This is a genomic window from Thauera sp. WH-2 (genome assembly GCF_048321015.1).
Lineage (GTDB): Bacteria > Pseudomonadota > Gammaproteobacteria > Burkholderiales > Rhodocyclaceae > Thauera.
The window spans coordinates 1-22125 of the sequence record NZ_JBLWFG010000006.1 but is presented as its reverse complement, the minus strand read 5'-3'; the positions used below and the strand labels follow the sequence as shown (position 1 = coordinate 22125).

The window sequence follows — 22125 nt, the reverse complement described above, 5'->3', positions numbered from 1 at the left end:
GGGCGCCCTGTCATGGCAGGACCCAAGCAGCGCGTCGAGCAGCAGCCCGCATGGGTGCTCCACACCTATCCGTGGCGCGAAACAAGCCTGATCGTGGAGATCTTCGCGCGCGAACATGGCCGCGTGGGACTGGTCGCCAAGGGTGCGCGCAGACCGTATTCCCAGCTGCGCGGCGTGCTCCTGGCATTCCAGCCCCTACGGATGGACTGGTCAGGCGGCGGTGAGGTGAAGACCCTGGTGCGCGCCGAATGGCAGGGTGGCCAGCCGCTGCTCTCGGGGCGGGGGCTGCTGTGCGGTTACTATCTGAACGAGCTTCTGATGCGTCTGACCGCGCGCGAGGATGCGCACCCGCGTCTCTTCGATGCCTACGTCGATGCGGTGCGCGCGCTCGGCCGCGGTGAGCCGGCGTCGCCGATCCTGCGTCGGTTCGAGCTCGCCCTGCTGCAGGATCTGGGCTACGAGGCCGGGCTCGCGGTGGAAGCCGACGGCGGCGCGGCGATTCAGCCCGACGGGCGCTACCTTTATATAATCGAACGCGGGCCCGTAAGGCTGGAAACGCTGGAGGCGGAGGGGGTCGAATCCGGGGCGCTCGGCGAGCAGCCACTGCTCTCCGGACAGACCCTGCTCGACATGGCCGCCGACGATTTTTCCCGCGCAGAGACGCTGGCCCAGTCCAAGCAGTTGCTGCGCATGCTGATCAACCACACCTTGGGCGGCCAGCCGTTGCAGTCGCGCCGGGTGCTGAAGGAATTGCAGGAACTCTGATGATCGAACTCGGCGTCAATATCGACCACGTCGCCACGCTGCGCCAGGCGCGCCGCACCTGGGAGCCCGATCCGGTGTGGGCCGCGGTGGAAGCCCACCTGGGCGGCGCGGACGGCATCACCATCCACCTGCGCGAGGATCGCCGCCACATCAACGACGAGGACGTGCGCCGCTTGGCCGAGCTTACCCAGGTCAAGCTCAACCTCGAGATGGCGGCCACCGACGAGATGGTCGCGATCGCCTGCCGCACCCAGCCGCAGATGGCGATGCTGGTGCCCGAGGGCCGGCACGAGATCACCACCGAAGGCGGGCTCGATGTGGTAGCGCAGGAGGCGCGGCTCAAGGACGTCATCGCCCGCCTGGCCGACGCCGGCATCGTCACCAGCGTCTTCATCGACGCGGAGCTTGAGCAGATCGAGGCTGCCGCCCGCATTGGCGCGCGTGTCTGCGAAATCCACACCGGTCCTTACGCCCACGCCTTCCACGCCGCCGGCCGCGATGCCGAGGCGCCGGACGTGGTCGGCGAGATCGACAAGATCCGCAACGCGGGTGAGGCCGTGCGCCGCCTGGGCATGCGCTTCAACGCGGGCCATGCGCTCAACTACTACAACGTGCAGCCGATCGCCCGCCTGCATGGCATCCGCGAGCTGCACATCGGCCATTCGATCGTCAGCCGTTCGGTCTTCGTCGGCCTGCGCGAGGCGGTGGTCGAGATGAAGCGCTTGATGCGCGAAGCCGCGCAGACCGCGTGAGCCAGGCGCGCAAGGAACGCAAGCGGTGAGCGGCCGACAAGACAAAGGGCAGGGCGCACCATGATCCACGGCATCGGTACGGATCTCGTGCAGTTGCGGCGCATGCGCGAGGCGCTTGAACGCCACGGCGAGCGCTTCGCGTTGCGCATCCTGGCAGCGAGCGAGGTCGAGGGCTGGCGCGCTCACCGCGACCCGGCCCGCTTCCTCGCCAAGCGCTTTGCCGCCAAGGAAGCCTTCGGCAAGGCGCTCGGCACCGGCGTCGCCGTGCCGGCCACGCTACACGCCGTCGCCGTCGGCCATGACGCGCGCGGCAAGCCCGAATACCGCTACGACGAGCGGCTCACAGCGCACATGCGCGACAACGGGCTGCGTGCGCACTTGAGCATCAGCGACGAGGACGAGCACATCGTCGCGTTTGCGCTCATCGAAATAGCCTGAGCCCCGGAGTCTCCCGCACATGAGCTCACCCATCCTCCGCTCCCGCGGCCCCGTCATGATCGACGTCGCCGGCACCGAGCTGACCGACGAGGAGCGCGAACGCCTGCTCGACCCCTTGGTCGGTGGCGTCATCCTGTTCGCGCGCAACTACACCGGCTCCGACCAACTCCGTGCGCTCACCGCAGAGATCCGCGCGTTGCGTGACCCGGCACTGATCATCGCCGTGGACCACGAAGGGGGTAGGGTGCAGCGCTTCCGCACGGACGGCTTCACCCGCCTGCCTGCCATGCGCAGCCTCGGCGCCTTGTGGACGCAGGATCACCTTGCCGCGCTCGATGCCGCCCGCGCCACCGGCTTCGTGCTTGCAGCGGAACTCCTGGCGCATGGCGTCGACCTCAGTTTCACGCCGGTGCTCGATCTCGACTACGGCTGCTGTCGCGCCATCGGCAACCGTGCCTTCCACCGTGATCCGCAGGCTGTTGCCGCGCTTGCGCAGGCACTGTGCGCGGGGATGGCCGATGCCGGCATGGGCTGCGTCGGCAAGCACTTCCCCGGCCACGGCTTCGTCGAGGCTGACTCGCACCACGCTGTGCCGGTCGACACGCGCGACTTCGATACGGTGTGGAACGAGGACATCGCCCCCTACCGCCACCGCCTCGGCCGCCAGCTCGCCGGCGTGATGCCCGCGCACGTGATCTACCCCAACGCCGACCCCAGCCCGGAACCCCAGCCGGCCGGCTTCTCGCCCTTCTGGCTCAAGGACGTGCTGCGCGAGCGGCTCGGCTTCAAGGGCGTGATATTCAGCGACGACCTCAACATGGAAGGTGCCCGCATCGCCGGCGACATCGTCGGTCGTGCCAAAGCCGCATACGCCGCCGGCTGCGACATGCTGCTGGTGTGTAACCGTCCGGACCTGGCCGCCGAACTGCTCGACCGCTGGGCACCCGTCCCGGACCCGGACAATCTCGCCCGCCTTGCCGCGATCGTGCCCGCCGCACCGCAGCCCGCCTGGCTCGCCGACCCCTTTGCGCTCGAACTCCACGCTGCCTACGTCCAGGCGCGCGAACGCGTCGCGGCCATCCCCGACGACAGCAACACCGCGCCGACCATGACCGCCGCCACCATCGGCGAGCAAGGTACCGAGATCCTTCATAAGCACGGATAATCGAGCACCGATAATCGACAGGAAGTTTTCCGCGGACCGTCGAGCATGCATTGCGTTGGAGTGGATGCGGGGCGTTCCTGGAATGGGCGAGGACTGTCTGAGTGAGCGCAGCGAGCGAGTTCCGCAGCCCATGGAAGGAATGCCCCGTGTCCGCTCCGAGGCACAGATGGTTTCAAGCCCTGTTCTGCATCACCACTCATGACCGATCCGACGCCCTCCAACGCCTTCGACCCCAAGCCCTTCCTGCGTACCCTCACCGAGGAGCCAGGCGTCTATCGCATGATCGGCGCCGACGACAAGGTGCTCTACGTCGGCAAGGCCAAGAACCTCAAGCGCCGCGTCTCCAGCTACTTCCAGAAGACCGTCTCCAGCCCGCGCATCGCCATGATGGTGGCGCAGGTGCTGCGCGTGGACATCACCGCCACCCGCTCCGAGGCCGAGGCCCTGATCCTCGAGAACAACCTCATCAAGAGTCTGGCGCCGCGCTACAACATCCTCTTCCGCGACGACAAGACCTACCCCTACATCGAGCTCTCCGCCGACGAGTTCCCGCGCCTGGCCTACCACCGCGGCGCTTTCACCAAGGGCGCGCGCTACTTCGGCCCCTTTCCCAACGCCTGGGCGGTGCGCGAGAGCATCCACCTGCTGCAGAAGACCTTCCAGCTGCGCACCTGCGAGAACACCGTCTTCGCCAACCGCTCGCGCCCCTGCCTGCTGCACCAGATCAAGCGCTGCACCGCGCCCTGCGTAGGCCTCGTCGAGCCCGAGGCCTATGCCGCAGATGTGAAGCTCGCCACCCGCTTCCTCGACGGCCAGGCGAGCGAGGTCATCGACGACCTGACCAGCCGCATGCAGGCCGCTGCCGAACGCCTTGCCTTCGAGGAGGCTGCCGCCTGCCGCGACCAGGTGCGCGTGCTGCAGGCGGTGCTGCACAAGCAGTTCGTTGACAGCCGCAAGGACGAGGACGTCGATGTGCTCGCCGCGATCGAGGCCGACGGCCTGACCTGCGTGAACATCGCCATGGTGCGCGGCGGCCGCCACCTCGGCGACCGACCGCAGTTTCCCAGCGGTGCGGCGGTGTCGGGGGCGATGGACAGCCTGCTCGCTTTCGTCGAGCAGCACTACAGCCAGCACCCGATCCCGGCGCGCATCGTGGTGAACCTGCCGCCGGAGGCCGTGAAGGAGACGCTCGCCGAGATCACCGAGCGCCCGCCCGGCGTGGTGTCGCCGCGCTTCGAGGCGGAAAGGGCGTGGATGGAGATGGCCGAGAAGAATGCCCACCTCGCCATCCAGGCGCGTGCGCGCGACACCGGCCGCATCGAGCAGCGCCTAGAGGCCCTGCGCGAGGCGCTCGGCATGGATGAGGCGCCGCAGCGTATCGAGTGCTTCGACATCAGCCACACCATGGGCGAGGCCACGGTGGCCTCGTGCGTGGTGTGCGAGGCGGGGGCGATGAAGCGCGCCGAATACCGCCGCTACAACATCACCGGCATCACTCCGGGCGATGACTTCGCGGCGATGCGCCAGGCGCTGGAGCGCCGCTACGGCAAGGTCGCAGCGGGTGAGGGCGTGTGCCCCGATCTGATCCTGATCGACGGCGGCAAGGGCCAGGTCAGCGCGGCGCGCGCAATCCTCGCCGAGGTCGGGTTGGAGGCGGTGGCGATGGTGGGCGTGGCCAAGGGTGAGGGGCGCAAGGCGGGGCTTGAGACGCTGATCTTCCCCGACGGTCGCGAGGGGTTGGTGCTGGGCGGCGAGTCGGCTGCGCTGCACCTGATCGTGGAGATCCGCGACGAGGCTCACCGCTTCGCCATCACCGGGCACCGCGCCAAGCGCGGCAAGGCGCGGGTGGGCTCGAAGCTGGAGGACATTCCCGGCGTGGGACCCTCGCGCCGGCGCAACCTGCTCGCCGCCTTCGGCGGGCTGGACGGGGTGCGCGAGGCGACGGTAGAAGACCTTTGCCGGGTCGAAGGTGTCAGCCGCAAGCTCGCGGAGCAGATCCACGCCGCGCTGCGCTGAGCGGGGGCATCTGCAGGCCGGCCCGAGGCGCTGAGCGGCCGCATGGTGTGTTCAGGAGGTGAGCGCGTCCTTCACCCAGGCGTTGGCCTGTTTGGCGTCGAAGCTGCTCCCATACTTCGCCTTCAGCGCACCCATCACCGTGCCCATCTGCTTGGGCGAGCGCTCGGCGAGGCCGGCGACGGTCTCGGCGATGAAGGCCTTCACCTCGGCCTCGCTTGCCATCGGCGGCAGGTAGGACGTCAGGATCGTCGATTCCTGCCCCAGCAACGCGAGGCGGTCGGCGTCCTTTATCACGGCCACCGCTTCCTGATTGTTCTTCAGGAACTTGCGGATCGTCTGCTGCACCTCGTCGTCGCTGCTTTCGCGGTTGCCAGCATTCTTGCCGACCATTTCGGCTTCGGCGATCAGCGTGCTGAGCAGGGTTGCGCGTACGCCGTCGGCGGCCTTGCGGGCGAGCAGGGAATCCTTTTTCAGTTGGGCGATCAGGCTCATGGGGTGACTCCGTCGGGTTCTGTGGCGAGGCTCGCCGGGTGCGGGCGCCCCCGTGCGTGCCGGAAAAGTCGGGATTCTAGCGCAGCGATGATGTGCGCCGAGTGCTGCGCTCACTTGCTGCTGTCCCTTGGGCTCAGGGATGCGATGCATCCTGGGCGCTCGGGCTGCTCGTGGGCCAGGGGCGCACGGTTGCGATAGATGGAGCGCGCCCGCGCGGGTACGATTCAAGGAACAATCCGTTGCGCGATCCGCCGCACGTCGATGTCTGACTACCATGAATTCTGAGGAGCCCTGAACATGAACGTTTCCTTGATCGTCACTCTCGTGGGCGAGGACCGCCCGGGGCTGGTCAATACGCTTGCCGAGTGTGCGGCCGCGAACGGTGCCAATTGGCTGGACAGCAGCATGGCGCACCTGGCCGGCAAGTTCGCAGGCATCGTGCGGCTCGACACCGCCGAGGCGAACGCCGACCGCCTTGAGGCGGCGCTGCGCGGGCTGTCTTCGGCCGGACTGAGCCTGAGCATCGAGCGCGGCACCCCCACCGCGGGCGCGGTCGGTGGCGAGCGGATTCACATGGAACTGCTCGCCCACGACCGCCCGGGCATCGTGCGCGACATCTCGTCGGTGCTGGCGCAGCACGGCGCGAGCATCGACCGCATGGACAGCGCCTGCGAAAGCGCGTCGTTCAGCGGCGAGGCGATGTTCCGCGCCGAGCTTGATGTGTGCGTGCCGGGGAGCGTGTCACCCGCGCAACTGCAGGCGGCGCTTGAGTCGCTGGCCAACGAGTTGATGGTCGACCTCAAGCTCGAAGCGAAGGGCTGAACCCGCCATGACGGTGCGCACGTCAATGGAAAGCACGTTCTTCTCGTCGTTCTGGATCTTGCTCCAGAGCTTGGAAAGCGGAATGCCTGAATGAAGAAACCCCGCTGCGCAGCAGATGCGCCACGGGGCTCAGGACTCCAAGCTCAGCGAGCAGGCCGCATCATGGCCGCGATCGGCCAGGTGAGGGCGGCGCCCACGCCGCCGAAGGCGGCTGCGTAGAGGAAGAGGTTGCCCCAGTCGACCCAGTAACCCATGTTGGCGAATGAGGATTTGGTCATGCCCGGGGTGATGAAGAAGGTGATTGCGGTAACGACCACGAAGACCACGAGGGCGGGTTTGAGCGCCTTGGCCCAGCCTGCGTTGCCGCGCTTCACGGCCATGATCGTCAGCAGGATCCAGAGCGCCGCGGTGATGATCACCTGGGGCAGGTAAAGGAGCCCCAGTTCGAAGAGGATGTTGAGCGTCAGCCAGATTTCGTACATGTCGTCTCCTCCTTATACCCGGCCCTTGGCCACTGCCATGTAGGCGGGCTTGAGCAGGCGATATTTCATGACCCAGGCGAAGTAGCTGTCCTGCAGCGGGTCGATTGCCGGGAGCGATGGGGTCAGTCGGTTCTCGTAGTCGAACTCGATCAGCAGTGCAGCGCCTTCACGCACCAGCAGCGGGCAGGAGGTGTAGCCGTCGAAGACCTGGGACGGCTCGCGCCCCGCTATCACGTCGATCAGGTTCTGCACCACCATCGGCGTGCTCTTCTTGACCGTTGCGGCGGTCTTGCCCTTGGGCGTGCCGTTGATGTCCCCGATGCCGAACACGTTGGGGAAACGCTTGTGGCGCAGGGTGTCCTTATCCACTTCGAGCCAGCCGCCCGCAGCGAAGCCACCTTCCTGCCAGGCGAGCGGACTGTTCTTCACCGAGTCCGGTGCGCGCATCGGGGGCACCACGTGGAGGAAGTCGTACTCCAGTTCGCTCCGCTCGCCTTCGGGGCTGGCGAAGGTCGCGCGACGGGCGCCAATGTCGACCGCCACGAGCTTGCTGTTGAAATGGACCGGGATGTCGAGTTTTGCCCAGCGCTCCAGCACCTCCTGGTTGATCCGTGGGACGCTGAAGATGTTGCCGAGGGCCGAATGGAACTGGACGTCCGACGTGTCACGCGTGCCGGCCTGCTTGAGCCGGTCCACCAGCATGAAGGTCATTTTCAGGGGCGCCCCCGCGCACTTGAGCGCGGTGGACGGCAGCGTCATCAGGGCTTTGCCGCCTTTCTGGCGGAAGCTGTCCATCGCGTTCCACGTGGCCTGCGCCGCCTCGGGACTGGGATATACGCAACCCAGACCGTTGGTGCCGATCGCGGCCACGTCCATGCCTTCGATCAGGTTGAAGTCCATGTGCAGGCCGGTGGCGACGATCAGGTAGTCGTATTCGATTCGGTGGCCTGCATCGGTGACGATTGCGTTCGCTTCGGGGTCGAACTCGGCAACCATCTCCTTCACCCACTCGACGCCGGAGGGGATCAGGTCGGCGTTGCGGTCACTGACCTTCTCGACCGGCCACACGCCCGTGGCGACCAAGGTGTAGCCAGGCTGATAGTTGTGGATTTCCTTGCGGTCGACGATGGTGATCTTCGCGCCATCGAGTTCGCGCGCCAGCCGGTTGGCCGCAGCGAGGCCACCGAGGCCGCTGCCGGCGATCACGATCCGGGCGTTCGTCTTCAGGGCAGCCTGTGCCTTCCGTGGTGAGGCGCTCAGCCCGATCCCTGCCGCGACGGGCAGGGCCGATGCGCCGAAAAGCAGTCGACGCCGATTGGCGTCGACTTCCTGAACGGCTTCAGTCTGCGTGTCTTTCACTGTCATTGACTCCTCCGGTGCGAGTGAATCGGCGTGCCGGACCCGAAGCCGGCACGCCTGTTTTTGTGGGTATAACTATATAAGTAAAAACTTAACATTTGTTAAGGAATATTTTCCTCTTACCCTATAGCGCAAATTCCGCTACCCGCCATAGCGCCAGCGTGATGCCGGTGAGGCAGGCCAATGGTGAGAACAGATAGCGCGCAATCCGGTTATGCGCACGAAAACCGACACCACTGACAAAGCCCGCGCTCATTGCCCAGAACAGTGCCATTGCCGCCCAATGGTCGGCTGCGCCGTCCGGGCCAGACAGCGCGCCCGGCCAGGCGGTGATGCCGAGCATCACCGCGATCGCTGTCAGCAGCGGCAAAAGGCGGATACGGGGGGGGGCGGACGCGGACGCAGCGGTTGAACCCGCTGCGTCCGGTGGGGTGCGATCGGGTGCGCTCATGACGGCGGCCCTCATTCCTCGACTCCGGTGGGACGGCGCCCACGCGAGCGCTCGCGCGCTTCCTCGTTCTCGCCCCACAGGGCGTTCAGGATGGCCAGCAGCACCGCGAAACCGATGCCGAGTACCCAGGCGAAATACCACATGTCGTTCTCCTTGTTCGGTATGCGCGTTCAGTACGCGGAATGCTCGTTTTCGCGGATATAGGCCGCGGTGACCTTGCCGGCCATCACGCTGTAGGCCCAACTCGTGTAGGCGACGATGATCGGCATGAAGATGATCGTGGCCCAGAACATGATGCTCAGCGTGCGATGGCTCGAGACCGCGTCCCACACGGTGAGGCTGGCGCCCGGCACCGTGGAGGAGGGCATCACGAAGGGGAACATCGACACGCCGGCGGTGCCGATCACGCCGACGATGGCGAGCGACGAAGCGATGAAGGCGGCCAGCGTGCGGCCCTTCCACACCAGCAACAGCGCAGCGAGCCCGCCCGCGTAGGCCAGTGCCGGCACCAACATCGTCAGCGGCGCCTTGTCGTAGTTGGCCAGCCAGGCGCCGGGCTGCAGCTCGACCGTCTTCGCGAGCGGATTGGGCAGCGCAGCGGTGTCCACCGCCGAGGTGATGGCGTAACCGAAGTTGCCGCTGGCGATCCAAAGCCCGGCGGCGGTGAAGCCGGCCAGCATCAGCACGCCGAAGATCAGCGCAGCGGTGGTGGCGCGGCGCTGGATGTCGCCCTCGGTGCGGTGCGCGAGGTAGATCGCGCCGTGGAAGGTGATCATCGCCGTGCTCACCACGCCGGCCAGCAGCGCGAAGGGATTGAGCAGACCCCAGAAGCTGCCGGTGTAGTAGGGCACCAGAGTGTCGTCGAAGTGGAAGGGCACGCCCTGCAGCAGGTTGCCGAAGGCGACGCCGAAGATCAGCGGCGGCACCGCACCGCCGATGAAGAGCCCCCAGTCCCAGGTGCTGCGCCAGGTGGCGTTGTGGATCTTGCTGCGGTAGTCGAAGCCCACCGGGCGGAAGAACAGCGCCCACAGCACCGCCAGCATCGCCCAGTAGAAGCCCGAGAAGGCGGTCGCATAGACGATCGGCCAGGCGGCGAAGATGGCGCCGCCGCCGGTGATGAACCACACCTGGTTGCCGTCCCAGTGCGGGCCGACGGTGTTGATGACGACGCGGCGCTCCTCGTCGTTCTTGCCGACGAAGGGCAGCAGCGTGCCCACGCCCATGTCGTGGCCGTCCATGATGGCGAAGCCGACGAGCAACACGCCCACCAGCAGCCACCAGATGAGTTTCAGTGTCGGGTAGTCGAAGATCATGATGTCCGCTCCGGATCAGGCGTGGGCGTGGTGGGTTTCGTTCATGTAGCGGCCGGTGCCCAGGCTGCCCGGGCCCTGGCGGGCGAACTTCACCATCAGGTACATCTCGACGATCAGCAGCAGGGTATAGAAGCCGACGAAGCCGGCGAGCGAGCCGTAAAGGCTGTTGACCGTCAGCGTCGACACCGACAAATGGGTGGGCAGCACGCCGTAGATGGTCCAGGGCTGGCGGCCGTACTCGGCCACGAACCAGCCCATCTCGCACGAGATCCACGGCATGGGCAGGAACCACAGCGCCCACTTCAGCAGCCACGGCCGCTGGGCGAAATCACCCTTGATCGAGTACCACAGCGCCAGGCCGAATAGCGCCAGCATCGCGAAGCCCAACGCCACCATGATGCGGAAGGTCCAGAACAGCGGCGTCACCTTGGGCAGCGTGTCGCGTGCGGCGCGGTCGATCAGCTCGGGGGTGACGTCGTCCATGGAGGCGACGTATTTCTTGAGCAGCAGGCCGAAGCCGAGGTCGTCCTTGACCTTGTCGAAGGCCTCGCGCAGGGCCGCATCCTGAGGGTTCTTGCGCAGCGCCTCGAGCAGCTTCACCGCCTCCACGCCCACCTTCACACGCTCGCGGTTCAGCGCGTAGATCTGGTTGAGGCCGGGCAGCTCCCTGTCGAGCGAGCGCGTGCCGATCAGGCCCATCACCCAGGGAATGTGGATCGCAAAGTCGTTCTTCATCTCGGCTTCGTTGGGCACGGCGATGACGTTGAAGCTGGCGGGCGCGGGTTCGGTCTCCCACATCGCCTCCATCGCCGCGAGCTTGGTCTGCTGCGCTTCGCCCAGCGCGTAGCCGGACTCGTCGCCGAGCACGATCACCGAGCAGATCGAGGCGAAGCCGAAGGCCGCCGCGATGCGGAACGAGCGCTTGGCGAACTCCACGTCGCGCCCGCGCAGCAGGTACCAGGCCGAGATCGACAGCACGAACATCGCCCCGGTCACGTAGCCCGCCGACACCGTATGCACGAACTTGCCCTGCGCCACCGGGTTGAACACCACCGCCCAGAAATCGGTGAGTTCCATACGCATCGTCTCGTAGCTGAACTCCGAGCCCACCGGGTTCTGCATCCAGCCATTGGCGATCAGGATCCACAGCGCCGAAAGGTTGGTGCCCACCGCCATCAGGATCGTCACCAGCAGGTGCTGCTGGCGCGACAGGCGGTCCCAGCCGAAGAAGAACAGGCCGATGAAGGTGGATTCGAGGAAGAAGGCCATCAGCCCCTCGATCGCCAGCGGCGCGCCGAAGATGTCGCCCACGTAGTGCGAGTAGTAGGCCCAGTTGGTGCCGAACTGGAACTCCAGCGTGATGCCGGTGGTGACGCCGAGCGCGAAGTTGATGCCGAACAGCTTGCCCCAGAAGCGGGTCATGTCCTTGTAGATCGTCTTGCCGGTCATCACGTAAACGCTTTCCATGATGACCAGCATCCACACCATGCCGATGGTGAGCGGCACGAACAGGAAGTGGTACATCGCCGTGGCGGCGAACTGCAGCCGCGACAGGTCGACGAGTTGCTCACTGACCATGGGTTTCTCCAGATGTCGTGTGTAGTTTTGAGCTTGCAGGGGTGGCAACCTGGGCGGCCATGGCGCCGGGATCGACCGGCACCTTCGCGTCACGGATGAAGGCCCACCACAGTGCGGTGATGAGCATCAGCTTGATGACGATGACCACGGTGATTTCACGCACCAGGCGACGATCGGTGGTGTTCATGAGGGGCTCCGGTTGTCGGTGCGCTCCCTTAATCAAGAGCCGTGCCAGTTCCGGTCATGTTCTGGATTTGATGTAAATCAAGACTTTCCGGTGGGATACACACGTCGGCATTGACGTGTTTTCTGTCACGGTGGCAGACTGGTGGCGTATAAACCGTCATGAGTGGCAGCCATGCAACCCGATTCACGTCCCTTGCCCGAACTCGTATCCTTTCTCGAAACCCTTGCTGAGCCGCACATCCTGTGCGACCGGGACTACCGCATCATTGCCGCCAACGCGGCGTATCGCAGCGCGCTCGGCGATGGGCGCAGCGTGGTCGGGCGGGCGTGCTACGACGTATCGCACCACTACAGCGTGCCGTGTGACCGGGCGGGCGAGTCCTGTCCGCTTGCGCGCAGCCTGCAGTCGGGTCAGCGCGAGCGCGTGCTGCACCTGCACCACACGCCGCGGGGGGAGGAATACGTCAACATCGAGCTCTCGCCGATACGCGACGCCAGCGGAGAGATCGCCTGGTTCATCGAAAAAATGGAGCCCATGCAGGTGGCGCGCGGCGCGACCGAGCATCAGGGCATGATCGGGCGCTCCCCAGCCTTCCAGCACATGCTCGAGCTGATCTCCAGGGTGGCGCCGTCCGATGCGAGCGTGCTGCTGCAGGGCGAATCGGGAACGGGCAAGGAGTTGCTCGCTGCGGCCGTGCATGAGGCCAGCCGGCGTGCCGAAGGGCCTTTCGTTGTGGTGGACTGCTCGGGGCTCCCCGAGACCTTGTTCGAAAGCGAGGTGTTCGGCCATGAGCGCGGTGCCTTCACCGGTGCCACCGCGCGCAAACCCGGGCTGGTCGAGGCGGCCAGTGGCGGCACCCTGTTTCTGGATGAAGTCGGCGACATTCCACTCGGCATGCAGGTGAAGCTGCTGCGCCTGCTCGAGACCGGCACCTACCGCCGTGTCGGTTCGACTGAGCTGCGGCGCGCCGACATCCGCCTGGTCTCGGCCACGCACCGCCCGCTCAAGCGCATGATTGCCGAGGGCAGCTTCCGCCAGGATCTCTACTTCCGCATCAACACGTTCCCGATTCGCGTTCCGGCCTTGCGCGAAAGGGAGGGTGACCTCGCTCCGCTGATCGAGGCGCTGCTCGAACGGGTGGCACCCAAGCGCAGGTTGTCGCTGTCACCCGCTGCCATGCGGGTGCTGTGCGACTACCCCTTTCCGGGTAACGTGCGCGAACTGCGCAACGTGCTCGAACGTGCCAGCCTGATGTGCGATGGAGACATCATCGGTCCCGAGCATCTGCCGGAGGAAGTGCTGGACCCGGTGCCTGATGAGGACGACATGTTTGGCGTGGCCGCGATTCCCTCTCCCACCGTGCAAGGTGCATCGGTCGACCTCGACGAGATCCAGCGCCAGGCGATGTTGCGTGCGGTGCGTGGCCACCGTGGCAGCCGGCGCGAGCTGGCGCAGAAGCTCGGCATCAGCGAGCGCACGCTGTACCGCCGTCTGCGTGAGCTCGGCCTGCTTGAGGACCGGGGTGGCTAGGGCGTGGGGGAAGACGGACCTGGCGTCAGGAGTCCGGGGTCAGGAGCCTGCGCGCGCGGAGCTGGTCGCCTGCGAGCGCGGTGGAAAGGCAGTGAGGGGGTAGGGGGTGCTGCCAAACTGACCGAAATGGCAGGTGAAATGGCGGTTTGGCGGAGTTTGGCGGCTCGGCACCTGTTCTGTCGCGCTACACTGGCTTTATTTTCGGGTGTTTTGAGAGCTGGCACGGTCGTTGCTTATGTAGTGTCGTGCGAAGCGGGACGAGTCGTGATCGCTGCATGATCGTCCCCCCCCTCAACGGTCTTGCCCCCGGCAGCGCTGGCCCGACGATATCCCCCGACCCGCTTCGCCTTTTTTCTTCCCCGCGCATTCCCTGCCGGTCCGACGAACGTTTCCCCCGGAGAGCGTCCCGCCATGTCCGATACACGTTCCGACCTCGCTTCCCAGCGTCGTAAACTGTTGATTGCTACCTCCGGTGCAGGCGCACTTGCCGCGGCTGCCACCGCAGTACCCTTCGTTGCCAGTCTCACCCCTTCCGAGCGTGCCCGCGCGGCTGGTGCTCCGGTCGAAGCCGATGTCGCGGGCCTTGCGCCCGGTGAAATGATGACCGTCGAGTGGCGCGGCAAGCCGGTGTGGATCGTACGCCGCACGGCCGAGATGCTCGCAGCGCTTGAGCCCGTCGAACCCAAACTGGCGGATCCTGCTTCCGACGTGCCCCAACAGCCCGACTACGCGACGAACCGACACCGTTCCATCCACCCCGAATACCTCGTGGTGATCGGCATCTGCACGCATCTCGGTTGCTCGCCTTCGGATAAGTTCGCCGAAGGCTCGGCCGAAGGCATGCCTGCGGATTGGCCGGGCGGGTTCTTCTGCCCGTGCCACGGTTCCATCTTCGATCTGGCCGGTCGTGTGTATCTCAGCCAGCCGGCACCCACCAATCTCGAGATTCCTCCGCACAAGTGGTTGTCTGCCTCACAGGTTCTGATCGGCGAAGACGACCAGGGCGTCGCCTGAGCGACGCAGTTCCAGCAAACCCCCTCCAGTGCGCCGCCGCGTACCGACCCTGCCCGGGTACGGAACGCGGCGGCTTTTTTGCGCCAGCATCCCGGTCAGGCCATGAACATCAGCTTGGCGAGGATCACGATGCAGATGCCCAGTCCCATGGCGAGGTAGTGCACTGCCTCGAAGCGGTCGATGCGGAAATCCTCGGGGCCGCCGGTGACGATCAGGAAATGCTTGAAGTGGCCGACCGTGCTGCGGGGGCGGCTGCGCATGAAGACGAAGGGCGAACTCGCGAAGATGGTGAGCAAGCCAAGCGCGAGACTCATCTTGATGGTCAGCAGCATGCCGAAGCGAGTGTCGATGAAGGCACTGAAGCCGCCGAAGTTCTCTACATAGGTGAAGTACATGTAGAAGCCGGTGATGTAGAGCGGGATCACTGCGAGCGGGTAGGTGCGACGGATCTGGCGGAAGAGATAGAACTCCACGCGCTGGAAAACGTCTTCGCCGATGATCTTGCGTACCGGCTCGAGGATCAGGACTTCCATGGCCACCGCGCCGACGAACAGGATTGCGCAGATGAGGTGGAAGAGGACGACGACTTGATGGTCCATTTTGAGCTCCAGTCGGGCTTGCCGATGCAAATAGGAATGACTCGTATTTTAGAGTATCAGAGATTGCTGTTGAATTGACCGGCGTCAAAAACGTCCACGCAGCATGAACGACAGGGCGGAAAGCCTTGCCCCTTGCGCATCGTCAAGGGGCCGTCACGCTGATGAAGGCAAACTTCGCGACCGCATGTGCAGACCCGACACGCGTTGGAGCCACGCATAAGATGACCCCAAACTCCCTGCCTTTCCCCGCGGCGGTGCCGACGACCGTGCCCACGACCCTCGCCCCCCCTATGCCCGGACCCAGCCGGCGATTGCCGGGGGGAATGGGTGGGCAGCCGTATCCGGGCCCACCCTTTGGCGAGCGCCGTTACAACGCGTGGAACGACTACGTCAAACGCCGCTACGGAGGTCGGGTGCAGAAAGTTTCCGTGGCGGCGGGCTTCACCTGCCCGAACCGTGACGGTTCGCTCGGGCGCGGCGGCTGCACCTTCTGCAACAACGCCGGTTTTACGCCTGGGTACCTCGACCGGCGTGACGGCATCGCGGAGCAGATTGACACCGGGCTGCGTTTCCTCGACCGGCGTTATCCGGGAACCGGGCGCTTCATTGCGTATTTTCAGAGCTATACCAATACCTACGGTGATTTCGCGCGTCTGCGCGAGAGCTATGAGGCTGCGCTGGCACATCCACGCATCGACGGGCTGGCCATCGGCACCCGTCCCGACTGCCTGCCGGACGAAGTGCTGGCCTACCTGGCCGAGCTCTCGCACGAGCACATCATCGAGCTCGAGATTGGCATTGAGTCCTGCGACGATGCGGTTCTACGCCGGGTCAATCGAGGGCACGACTTCGCTTGCAGCGTGGACGCGCTGGAGCGTGCGGCGGTGCACGGGTTGGAGGTGACGGCACACCTCATCCTCGGCCTGCCCGGGGAGACACGGGCAGGCATGCTCGAGGCAGCCACCCGTCTCTCCGCGCTGCCCGTCAAGGCGCTCAAGCTGCACCAGCTCCAACTCGTACGCGGCACCGAGATGGCACGCGACTGGCAGCGTGACCCGGGCTCCGTGCCCCTGTTCGACGAAGAAGCCTACATCGTGCTCCTTGCCGACTTCGTCGAGCGCCTGTCTCCCCGCATGCTGCTCCAGCGGCTGGGCAGCGAGGTCCCGCCGGCGCTCAAGCTGGCGCCGCACTGGAACATGCGCCTGTCCGAACTGGCGCCGCGCCTGAGTGCCGAACTGGCGCGCCGTGGCAGCTGGCAGGGCAGACATTGGCAGGACTGTGGCGCCTAGCGACCGAGAGCCAGGGGCGCAGTTGCAGTCCTCGCAGGGCGAGGTGGCGGAAGAGTGCTACATGTGTGGTGCGTGTGCAGGGAACGCATGAAGGGTGCGCAGGAGCTTGCGGTGCTCACTTGCGGAAGTCGCGGTGGCAGGCCTTGCAGCTGTCCTGTGCGGCGGCGAAGGCGCTGCGGACCTGAGCTTCTTCACGCGATGCGGCTGCGGCAACGAGGGCGTCGATCGTAGCGATGAACTTGCTGCGCAGGCGCGCGAAATCCTCGGGGCGATCCCATACCGCCGCGAGGGCCTTGGTCGGGGGGTAATTCGTGTCGGGACCGAAGTGCGGCCAGGGCGCCTCCTTGAGTGCAGCGACCTCGCCAGCATGGCGGGTGAAGCGCTCGGGGTCGTAGCGCCCCTCCTTGAGCATGGTTCCCATCGGTTCGAAGCTGCGGAGCATGCCCTTGAAGGCTTCCTGTCGCTTGCTCACCGGCTGCTCGGGGTGGGTGTCGGCGACTTCGGTGGAGCACGCGCCGAGTGCGAGCATACTCAGGGTGAGTGCGGCGAGGCGAGCGGAGCGGGGGACACGGGTGGTGAGGGTCATGAAAGTCGGATCAGGTTGGGCAGTGGAGCAGAATGGCGCGCAGACAGGTTCCGCTTGCGCATGCCTGCAGAGCCCGGGGGCTGTCCAGAAGTTCCCCGGGCGCTGACGCTGTCGGGACGTTTGCGCTGTTCAAGGTGCTTGCGTCGCGCTAGGGTTGCGCCATGGATACCCCCAACCTCCGTCCCGCACATGGCTTTGCGCCCACCACCGGCCTGCCCGGCCTCGATGCCGTGCTCAGCGGGGTCGCCCCCGGTGACAACATCGTGTGGCAGATCCAGTCGCTCGAGGACTATCGAGCCCTGGTGCTTCCCTACGCTGCCGCGGCCAGGCGGCAGCAGCGCCGGCTGATCTATTTCCGCTTCGCGTCCCATGCCGCGTTGCTCGGGCCGGGGGATGGGGCGGAAGTGCAGCACCCGCGGGCGCAGGATGGTTTCGACGCCTTCGTCGATCAGGTGCATTCCGTGATCGAGGCAGCGGGGCCCGAAACCTTGTACATCTTCGATTGCCTGTCCGAATTGGCGGATACCTGGCAGTCGGATCGCATGCTTGGAAATTTCTTCCGCCTGACCTGTCCGCGCCTGTTTGACCTGGACACGGTGACCTATTTCGGCGTGCTCCGCCATCGTCATGCCCGCGCGGGCATGGATCTCATCGCCGACACTACACAGTACCTGCTTGATGTGTTCCGCTGCCGCGGACGGCTGTATATCAAGCCGATCAAGGTCCAGCACCGTTCGGCGGCGGTCATGAACCTCATTCATGCGTGGGAGGAGGGGGGGCGTCCGGGGATGGATCGCTTCCGGCCGGTGGCCGACAGCGGGACGGTGGCGGAGATCCTGGCCGGCTCCGGGTGGCCCGGACTGGAGGATGAGCGGATCCTCAGTCACTGGCAGCGCCTGTTCGACGAGGCGCGGGATCACCTTGCCCAACGTGGAGCGCAGTCAGCGGACCCGAGGGCCGAGCAGGCGTGCTTTGCCCGTCTCGCGGCCTTGTTGTTCCCCGAGGAGCCGGGCCTGCAGCGTCTGATCGCGCGCTACCTGGACCTTGGCGACCTGCTCGAGGTACGCAGCCGCATGATCGGCATCGGCACGATTGGCGGGAAGGCTGCGGGCATGCTGATCGCGCGCGCGATCCTGCGTCGTGATGCGCCCGCGGTGGATTGCCGGCTGGAGGCGCACGACTCCTTCTACGTCGGTACCGAGGTGTTCGACACCTTCTTCGTCCTCAATGGCCTGTGGTGGGTGCGCCGCCGCCAGCGTGAACCCGATGGCTTTCTCCGCGGGCTGGAAGGTGACGAGGGCGCCCATGCGCGCATCCTGCGTGGCAGTTTCCCTGCGGCGACGGTGCGCCAGTTCGAGGCCATGCTGGACTATTTTGGCGAGTGGCCCTTTATCGTGCGTTCAAGCTCCAGGCTTGAGGACCGCTATGGCAACGCCTTCGCTGGTCAGTACGAGAGCGTTTTCTGCGTAAACCAGGGTCCGCGAGAGAAGCGCCTGTCCGACCTGCTCGATGCGGTGCGGCGCGTGTATGCGAGCACGCTGTCCGAGGAGGCGCTGCGTTATCGCCAGCGCCGCGGCTTGCTCGACGAGCATGAGCAGATGGCGCTGCTGATCATGCGCGTGTCCGGCACCGCGGGTGGGCGCTATTTCCATCCCCATGCCGCGGGGGTCGGGCTGTCGGTGAATCCATACCCGTGGAACCCGCGTATCGACATGAAGGCCGGCGTGGTTCGCCTGGTCGCCGGCCTCGGTACGCGCGCGGTGGATCGTGCGGATGACGACTACACGCGATTGATCGCGCTCGGAGCCCCCGAACTGCGGCCCGAGACGAGCTTCGGTGCCATTGCGCGTCACGCGCAGCGGCGCATGGATTCGCTGGACCTGCGTGAGAACAGGGTCGTCACCGGTCCCTTTGCTGAGCTTGTTCGAGGACAAGAGGATTTCCCGCACGCTCTGTTCACCACCCGCGAGCAGGAGGATCGCCCGCCTTTCCTGACTTTCGACGGCCTGATCGCGCAGACTGACTTCGTTGCCGACCTGCATGGCGTGCTCGCTGCCTTGCACGCAGCCTATGCGCACCCGGTCGAGATCGAGTTTGCCCTCAACTTCAACCCGCAGGGTGACTACCGCATCAACCTGCTGCAATGCCGGCCGATGCAGGTGCGTAGCGTGGAGGGCGTGAGTGCGGAGGCGCCGCCGGTGGAACTGCCGCGGGTGGTCGAAGCCCGTGGTGCCGTGATCGGTCCGAGTCGAGTGATCCGGCCGGACCGGCTGGTGTATGTACGGCCGGGCGCGTATGCGGCGCTGACTTCCGCACAACGCATCGAGATTGCGCGCCTGATCGGGCGGATCAATGGCCTTGCAGATGCGGCCTGCCTGCTGGTGCTGGGGCCTGGACGCTGGGGGTCCAGCGATCCCTTCCTCGGCATCCCGGTGCGCTTCTCGGAGATCAACCACGTTGCGGCTTTGTGCGAGATCGTCGCCATGCACGAGAACCTGGTGCCGGATGTGTCGTTGGGCACGCACTTTCTCAACGAACTGATCGAGGCCGATCTGCTCTACTTCGCCTTGTTCCCGAAGATGGCGGGCAACGGACTGGATGAGGGCTGGATCCTTCGGCAGCCGAACCGGCTTGGTGTCCTGTTGCCCGGCGACGGGCAGTGGGAGGTGGTCGTGCACGTCATCGATCCGCAGGCGGAGGACGGGCTGACCCTCCATGCCGATGCACCCGGGCAGCGTCTCAGTCTGTGCTTGCAGGCCCCGCGGACTTGATTCACTTCAAACCGGATTGTGTTGCAGACGGGTAGCATTCCCGGCATTCATCGGCCTTCGTGGAGCCTCTCATGCGCAAATCCCTCGTCCTCGCGTCGCTCATCGCCAGTTGCGCGGTGGTGTTTCCCCTGTCTGCGGCCGCGGACGCAGCACCCCGGCTCGCATCCGGCGCGGATGCGCTGCCTCGTGCGACCGATGAGTCCTTGCGCGCCGCGATGGAGGATCTGCGTGCTCTCGTTGCAGCAAGGCTGGCCGATGGTGGTGCGGAGAAGCTGAACGAGGATGAGCATGTGACGTTGGCCGCGGGGATCGACCACCAGGTGGCCGCGATTGCTGCCGGGCGGGATTTTCACAGTCCGGCCGGACGACACTTGCAGTGGATGCTGGGCGACATCACCGATGGCGCTGGCCTGATGCGCAGCGCACCCCGCGCAGCGGGCAAACGTCTGGGCCTGCTGCGCGTGGTGGAAACGCTGAACTATTACGGTCGTGAATACGACCATCCGGGCTGGGCGCCGCTGCAGCCTTGATCCAGGCGCTGCGTGCCCAGCACCCGGTCCGTTTGTCGCCTATGGTCGCGGCAGGGGGAGGGCGCTGGCCTTGCCTGCCGGGTTGCGCTCGCGGCGCTGGATCATGTCGGTGATGAAACCGTCCCGGCTCTGCTGCAGGCGCGCGGCGTAGCGGGTGCGCAGTTCGCCGAGCGTGGCCACCTGGCGTCCCCGGATCGGATGGGCCGGGAATACCAGGGTCTGCTCGGGCAGGGTGAAGAGGCGGCGGGTCAGCGTGTCGAACATCATCCCCGGATCGGCCTCGCCGTCGCCCGCGCCGCAACTGCCGACGTCGAACGCGTCCCCGCAGAACAGCCGGTCACGCCACAGGTAGCTCAGGCACCCGGGTGTGTGTCCAGGTGTGCTCAGGACACGGATGACTTCGTTGCCGAACACGAGGCGGCTGCCGTGCGCGGCGCGATGGACGGCCTGTCCGCACCCGATTGGCATCGAAGCCGCTTCGCCGACCACCAGCTGTGCGCTGGTGCGATCGCACAAAGGGCTGCAGTCGGCAACGTCGACCTGATGCACATGCGTTCGCAGCACATGACAGAGCCGCAGGCTGCGTTCGGTCAACAGCGCGAGGATCAACTCGGTATGGCGCGGCGGTGGATCGATGATGACGGCCTCCTGCTCGTCGAGGTCGGCGAGCAGGTATCCGATCAGGCTCGAATCCGGGCTGTGGAGGGGGTGGAAGTACATGGGCGGATCGCTTGGGCCGGCGCTTGCCGGCCGGAATCGGTCAGGCGCTCTTGCGCAGGCTCATGACCCATTCGGTCATCTTGCGGTTGGCTTCCGGCATCGGCGCTTCAAGGAAACTGATCACGTAGCGGTCGGGCAACTCGGCAAAGCCGATCGAGCGTGGGCGCACGGCCATCATCACCGGGTCGGGAAGTTTGACCCCGAAGCAGAAGATCAGGTTTTTCGCTGCGAGGATGTCGGGGCGGATTTCGCCGCCGATCAGCTTCGTGTGGCTCAGGTGGTCGAAGACGGCGATCAGGCGCACGGTCGGGTCGGCCTCGGCCTTGGCCTCGATCGCTTTCAGAAGCTCATCGAGATGGGCGTGCTCGGTCTCGTTCTTGCCCAACTCCAGCACGTGGATCGGGTACTTATCGGCGAGAAGCTTGTTCTGCATGAGTTGCTCCGTGGTGTAGGGGGGGGCGCAATGCGCTCGTGTCGACTTCCTGCATACAGGAATCGTGCCAGGCCCAAAGGCAAATGCATTCTGCGCGAATGCTGCTGCGGCGTGCATTTGATTCGAGTCGGGTGCGATTTCGAAGTTGCCATCGCTGTCAGAGTGGCAGTTAATTCTGCACAACTGGCAGTGATGGCGTTCGCTGCTTTCAGTGGGTGTGAGTGTGCTCGTGGGCGTGATCGTGCGCCAACGGCGGCTTGACCATGCCGGAAAGATAGTCGCGCACTGCCTGCATGGGGTCGGATTCGCCGCAGACCACTACCTCGATGCCGCGTGTTGCGAGGCGTCGAACGAATCCACCACCGGCGCCGCCGGTGATGACTACATCCATCTCGAAAAGGGGGTGGTCAAGCCCGCGGAACTCGTGGAAGGACATCTCACGCGGTAGGTCGAGCCGTTCCAGTTCGCGTGGTACAGCCGGATCGGACAGGTCGTAGACCAGGAAACGGCGCGCCTTACCCGCGTGGGAAGTGACAGTGCGGAAGTTCTGGCTGGTGATTGCGATCTTCATGGTGGTGTGAGTGTTTCCAGGGGGTGTCGGGAACTGCCATCGGAATCAAGTTCCATGCCAGAAGGCAGATCGAATGGGTGATCCGTCCTGAGCGCCGACCCCCTGCCTGAATACATCACAACTTGTGGCATCCAAATTGCTTGGATTCGCGGAGAGCGGACGGGCTGGAGGACTCCACTGAGAAACTGTTTCGATATCTCATGGTGCTCTGACCTGGAAGGTATCGGGGGTGCTCAGGGCGCTTACGGCGTGGTCAGGATGC

General features: G+C 65.6%; 24 protein-coding genes. 11 read left to right on the top strand and 13 right to left on the bottom strand.

Features of this window, described 5'->3' with window-relative positions:
* The first annotated feature begins 12 nt into the window (after positions 1-12).
* From recO to uvrC, 5 genes are all read left to right on the top strand, one after another.
* Positions 13-765: a DNA repair protein RecO gene (gene recO / locus ACNKW1_RS11100; RefSeq protein WP_418364654.1), complete on the top strand. Its 753-nt coding sequence runs from the start codon at positions 13-15 to the stop codon at positions 763-765.
* Positions 765-1517, top strand: a complete 753-nt coding sequence (locus ACNKW1_RS11095) for a pyridoxine 5'-phosphate synthase (RefSeq protein ID WP_418364653.1) — start codon at positions 765-767, stop codon at positions 1515-1517. The genes recO and ACNKW1_RS11095 overlap by 1 nt, the downstream gene beginning before the upstream one ends.
* Positions 1518-1577: 60 nt before the next feature.
* The gene (gene acpS / locus ACNKW1_RS11090) at positions 1578-1955 is read left to right on the top strand and encodes a holo-ACP synthase (protein WP_418364652.1); all 378 of its coding nucleotides are present in this window, start codon (positions 1578-1580) and stop codon (positions 1953-1955) included.
* A 19-nt stretch (positions 1956-1974) separates the two neighbouring features.
* Positions 1975-3120, top strand: a complete 1146-nt coding sequence (nagZ, locus tag ACNKW1_RS11085; RefSeq protein WP_418364651.1) for a beta-N-acetylhexosaminidase — start codon at positions 1975-1977, stop codon at positions 3118-3120.
* Between the two features lie 198 nt (positions 3121-3318).
* On the top strand, positions 3319-5136 hold the full coding sequence (gene uvrC / locus ACNKW1_RS11080) for an excinuclease ABC subunit UvrC (protein WP_418364650.1): 1818 nt from the start codon (positions 3319-3321) through the stop codon (positions 5134-5136).
* Between the two features lie 51 nt (positions 5137-5187).
* On the opposite strand, the gene ACNKW1_RS11075 is transcribed toward uvrC, so the two are convergent.
* Positions 5188-5628 (bottom strand): GatB/YqeY domain-containing protein, encoded by a 441-nt coding sequence (locus ACNKW1_RS11075; protein WP_418364649.1) that lies wholly within the window; start codon positions 5626-5628, stop codon positions 5188-5190.
* A 297-nt stretch (positions 5629-5925) separates the two neighbouring features.
* Here ACNKW1_RS11075 and ACNKW1_RS11070 point away from each other — a divergent pair, with 297 nt between their 5' ends.
* Complete coding sequence (locus tag ACNKW1_RS11070; protein WP_418364648.1) at positions 5926-6450, top strand: glycine cleavage system protein R; 525 nt, start codon at positions 5926-5928, stop codon at positions 6448-6450.
* Positions 6451-6593: 143 nt separating this feature from the next.
* Here ACNKW1_RS11070 and ACNKW1_RS11065 read toward each other — a convergent pair whose 3' ends face one another.
* From ACNKW1_RS11065 to cydP, 7 genes are all read right to left on the bottom strand, one after another.
* On the bottom strand, positions 6594-6932 hold the full coding sequence (locus ACNKW1_RS11065) for a hypothetical protein (RefSeq protein ID WP_418364647.1): 339 nt from the start codon (positions 6930-6932) through the stop codon (positions 6594-6596).
* Positions 6933-6944: 12 nt separating this feature from the next.
* Positions 6945-8297 (bottom strand): NAD(P)/FAD-dependent oxidoreductase, encoded by a 1353-nt coding sequence (locus ACNKW1_RS11060; protein ID WP_418364646.1) that lies wholly within the window; start codon positions 8295-8297, stop codon positions 6945-6947.
* A 118-nt stretch (positions 8298-8415) separates the two neighbouring features.
* Positions 8416-8742, bottom strand: coding sequence for a cyd operon YbgE family protein (locus ACNKW1_RS11055; RefSeq protein WP_418364645.1), 327 nt, complete (start codon positions 8740-8742; stop codon positions 8416-8418).
* Between the two features lie 11 nt (positions 8743-8753).
* The gene (gene cydX / locus ACNKW1_RS11050) at positions 8754-8885 is read right to left on the bottom strand and encodes a cytochrome bd-I oxidase subunit CydX (protein WP_418364644.1); all 132 of its coding nucleotides are present in this window, start codon (positions 8883-8885) and stop codon (positions 8754-8756) included.
* Positions 8886-8912: 27 nt separating this feature from the next.
* Positions 8913-10055, bottom strand: a complete 1143-nt coding sequence (gene cydB / locus ACNKW1_RS11045) for a cytochrome d ubiquinol oxidase subunit II (protein ID WP_418364643.1) — start codon at positions 10053-10055, stop codon at positions 8913-8915.
* 15 nt (positions 10056-10070) lie between these two features.
* Positions 10071-11633 (bottom strand): cytochrome ubiquinol oxidase subunit I, encoded by a 1563-nt coding sequence (locus ACNKW1_RS11040; protein ID WP_418364642.1) that lies wholly within the window; start codon positions 11631-11633, stop codon positions 10071-10073.
* Positions 11623-11820 (bottom strand): cytochrome oxidase putative small subunit CydP, encoded by a 198-nt coding sequence (cydP, locus tag ACNKW1_RS11035; RefSeq protein ID WP_418364641.1) that lies wholly within the window; start codon positions 11818-11820, stop codon positions 11623-11625. Before cydP ends, ACNKW1_RS11040 begins: the two co-directional genes overlap by 11 nt.
* 171 nt (positions 11821-11991) lie before the next feature.
* Here cydP and ACNKW1_RS11030 point away from each other — a divergent pair, with 171 nt between their 5' ends.
* The gene (locus ACNKW1_RS11030; protein WP_418364640.1) at positions 11992-13350 is read left to right on the top strand and encodes a sigma-54 interaction domain-containing protein; all 1359 of its coding nucleotides are present in this window, start codon (positions 11992-11994) and stop codon (positions 13348-13350) included.
* A 411-nt stretch (positions 13351-13761) separates the two neighbouring features.
* On the top strand, positions 13762-14364 hold the full coding sequence (gene petA / locus ACNKW1_RS11025; RefSeq protein ID WP_418364639.1) for a ubiquinol-cytochrome c reductase iron-sulfur subunit: 603 nt from the start codon (positions 13762-13764) through the stop codon (positions 14362-14364).
* A 95-nt stretch (positions 14365-14459) separates the two neighbouring features.
* On the opposite strand, the gene ACNKW1_RS11020 is transcribed toward petA, so the two are convergent.
* Positions 14460-14963, bottom strand: coding sequence for a hypothetical protein (locus ACNKW1_RS11020; RefSeq protein ID WP_418364638.1), 504 nt, complete (start codon positions 14961-14963; stop codon positions 14460-14462).
* Between the two features lie 290 nt (positions 14964-15253).
* Here ACNKW1_RS11020 and ACNKW1_RS11015 point away from each other — a divergent pair, with 290 nt between their 5' ends.
* Positions 15254-16252, top strand: a complete 999-nt coding sequence (locus ACNKW1_RS11015; RefSeq protein WP_418364840.1) for a TIGR01212 family radical SAM protein — start codon at positions 15254-15256, stop codon at positions 16250-16252.
* 115 nt (positions 16253-16367) lie between these two features.
* On the opposite strand, the gene ACNKW1_RS11010 is transcribed toward ACNKW1_RS11015, so the two are convergent.
* Positions 16368-16838: a c-type cytochrome gene (locus ACNKW1_RS11010; protein WP_418364637.1), complete on the bottom strand. Its 471-nt coding sequence runs from the start codon at positions 16836-16838 to the stop codon at positions 16368-16370.
* Positions 16839-16999: 161 nt separating this feature from the next.
* Here ACNKW1_RS11010 and ACNKW1_RS11005 point away from each other — a divergent pair, with 161 nt between their 5' ends.
* Both ACNKW1_RS11005 and ACNKW1_RS11000 read left to right on the top strand, forming a co-directional pair.
* Positions 17000-19609, top strand: coding sequence for a PEP/pyruvate-binding domain-containing protein (locus ACNKW1_RS11005; RefSeq protein WP_418364636.1), 2610 nt, complete (start codon positions 17000-17002; stop codon positions 19607-19609).
* 71 nt (positions 19610-19680) lie between these two features.
* On the top strand, positions 19681-20139 hold the full coding sequence (locus tag ACNKW1_RS11000) for a hypothetical protein (RefSeq protein ID WP_418364635.1): 459 nt from the start codon (positions 19681-19683) through the stop codon (positions 20137-20139).
* Between the two features lie 39 nt (positions 20140-20178).
* Here ACNKW1_RS11000 and ACNKW1_RS10995 read toward each other — a convergent pair whose 3' ends face one another.
* The 3 genes from ACNKW1_RS10995 to ACNKW1_RS10985 all read right to left on the bottom strand — a co-directional run bounded on the left by ACNKW1_RS10995 (position 20179) and on the right by ACNKW1_RS10985 (position 21863).
* Positions 20179-20859, bottom strand: coding sequence for an MBL fold metallo-hydrolase (locus ACNKW1_RS10995; RefSeq protein ID WP_418364634.1), 681 nt, complete (start codon positions 20857-20859; stop codon positions 20179-20181).
* 40 nt (positions 20860-20899) lie between these two features.
* Positions 20900-21292, bottom strand: a complete 393-nt coding sequence (locus ACNKW1_RS10990) for a DUF6858 family protein (protein ID WP_418364633.1) — start codon at positions 21290-21292, stop codon at positions 20900-20902.
* A gap of 208 nt (positions 21293-21500) precedes the next feature.
* A complete protein-coding gene (locus ACNKW1_RS10985; RefSeq protein ID WP_418364632.1) occupies positions 21501-21863 on the bottom strand; it encodes a NifB/NifX family molybdenum-iron cluster-binding protein in 363 nt (120 codons plus the stop codon).
* Positions 21864-22125: the final 262 nt, after the last annotated feature.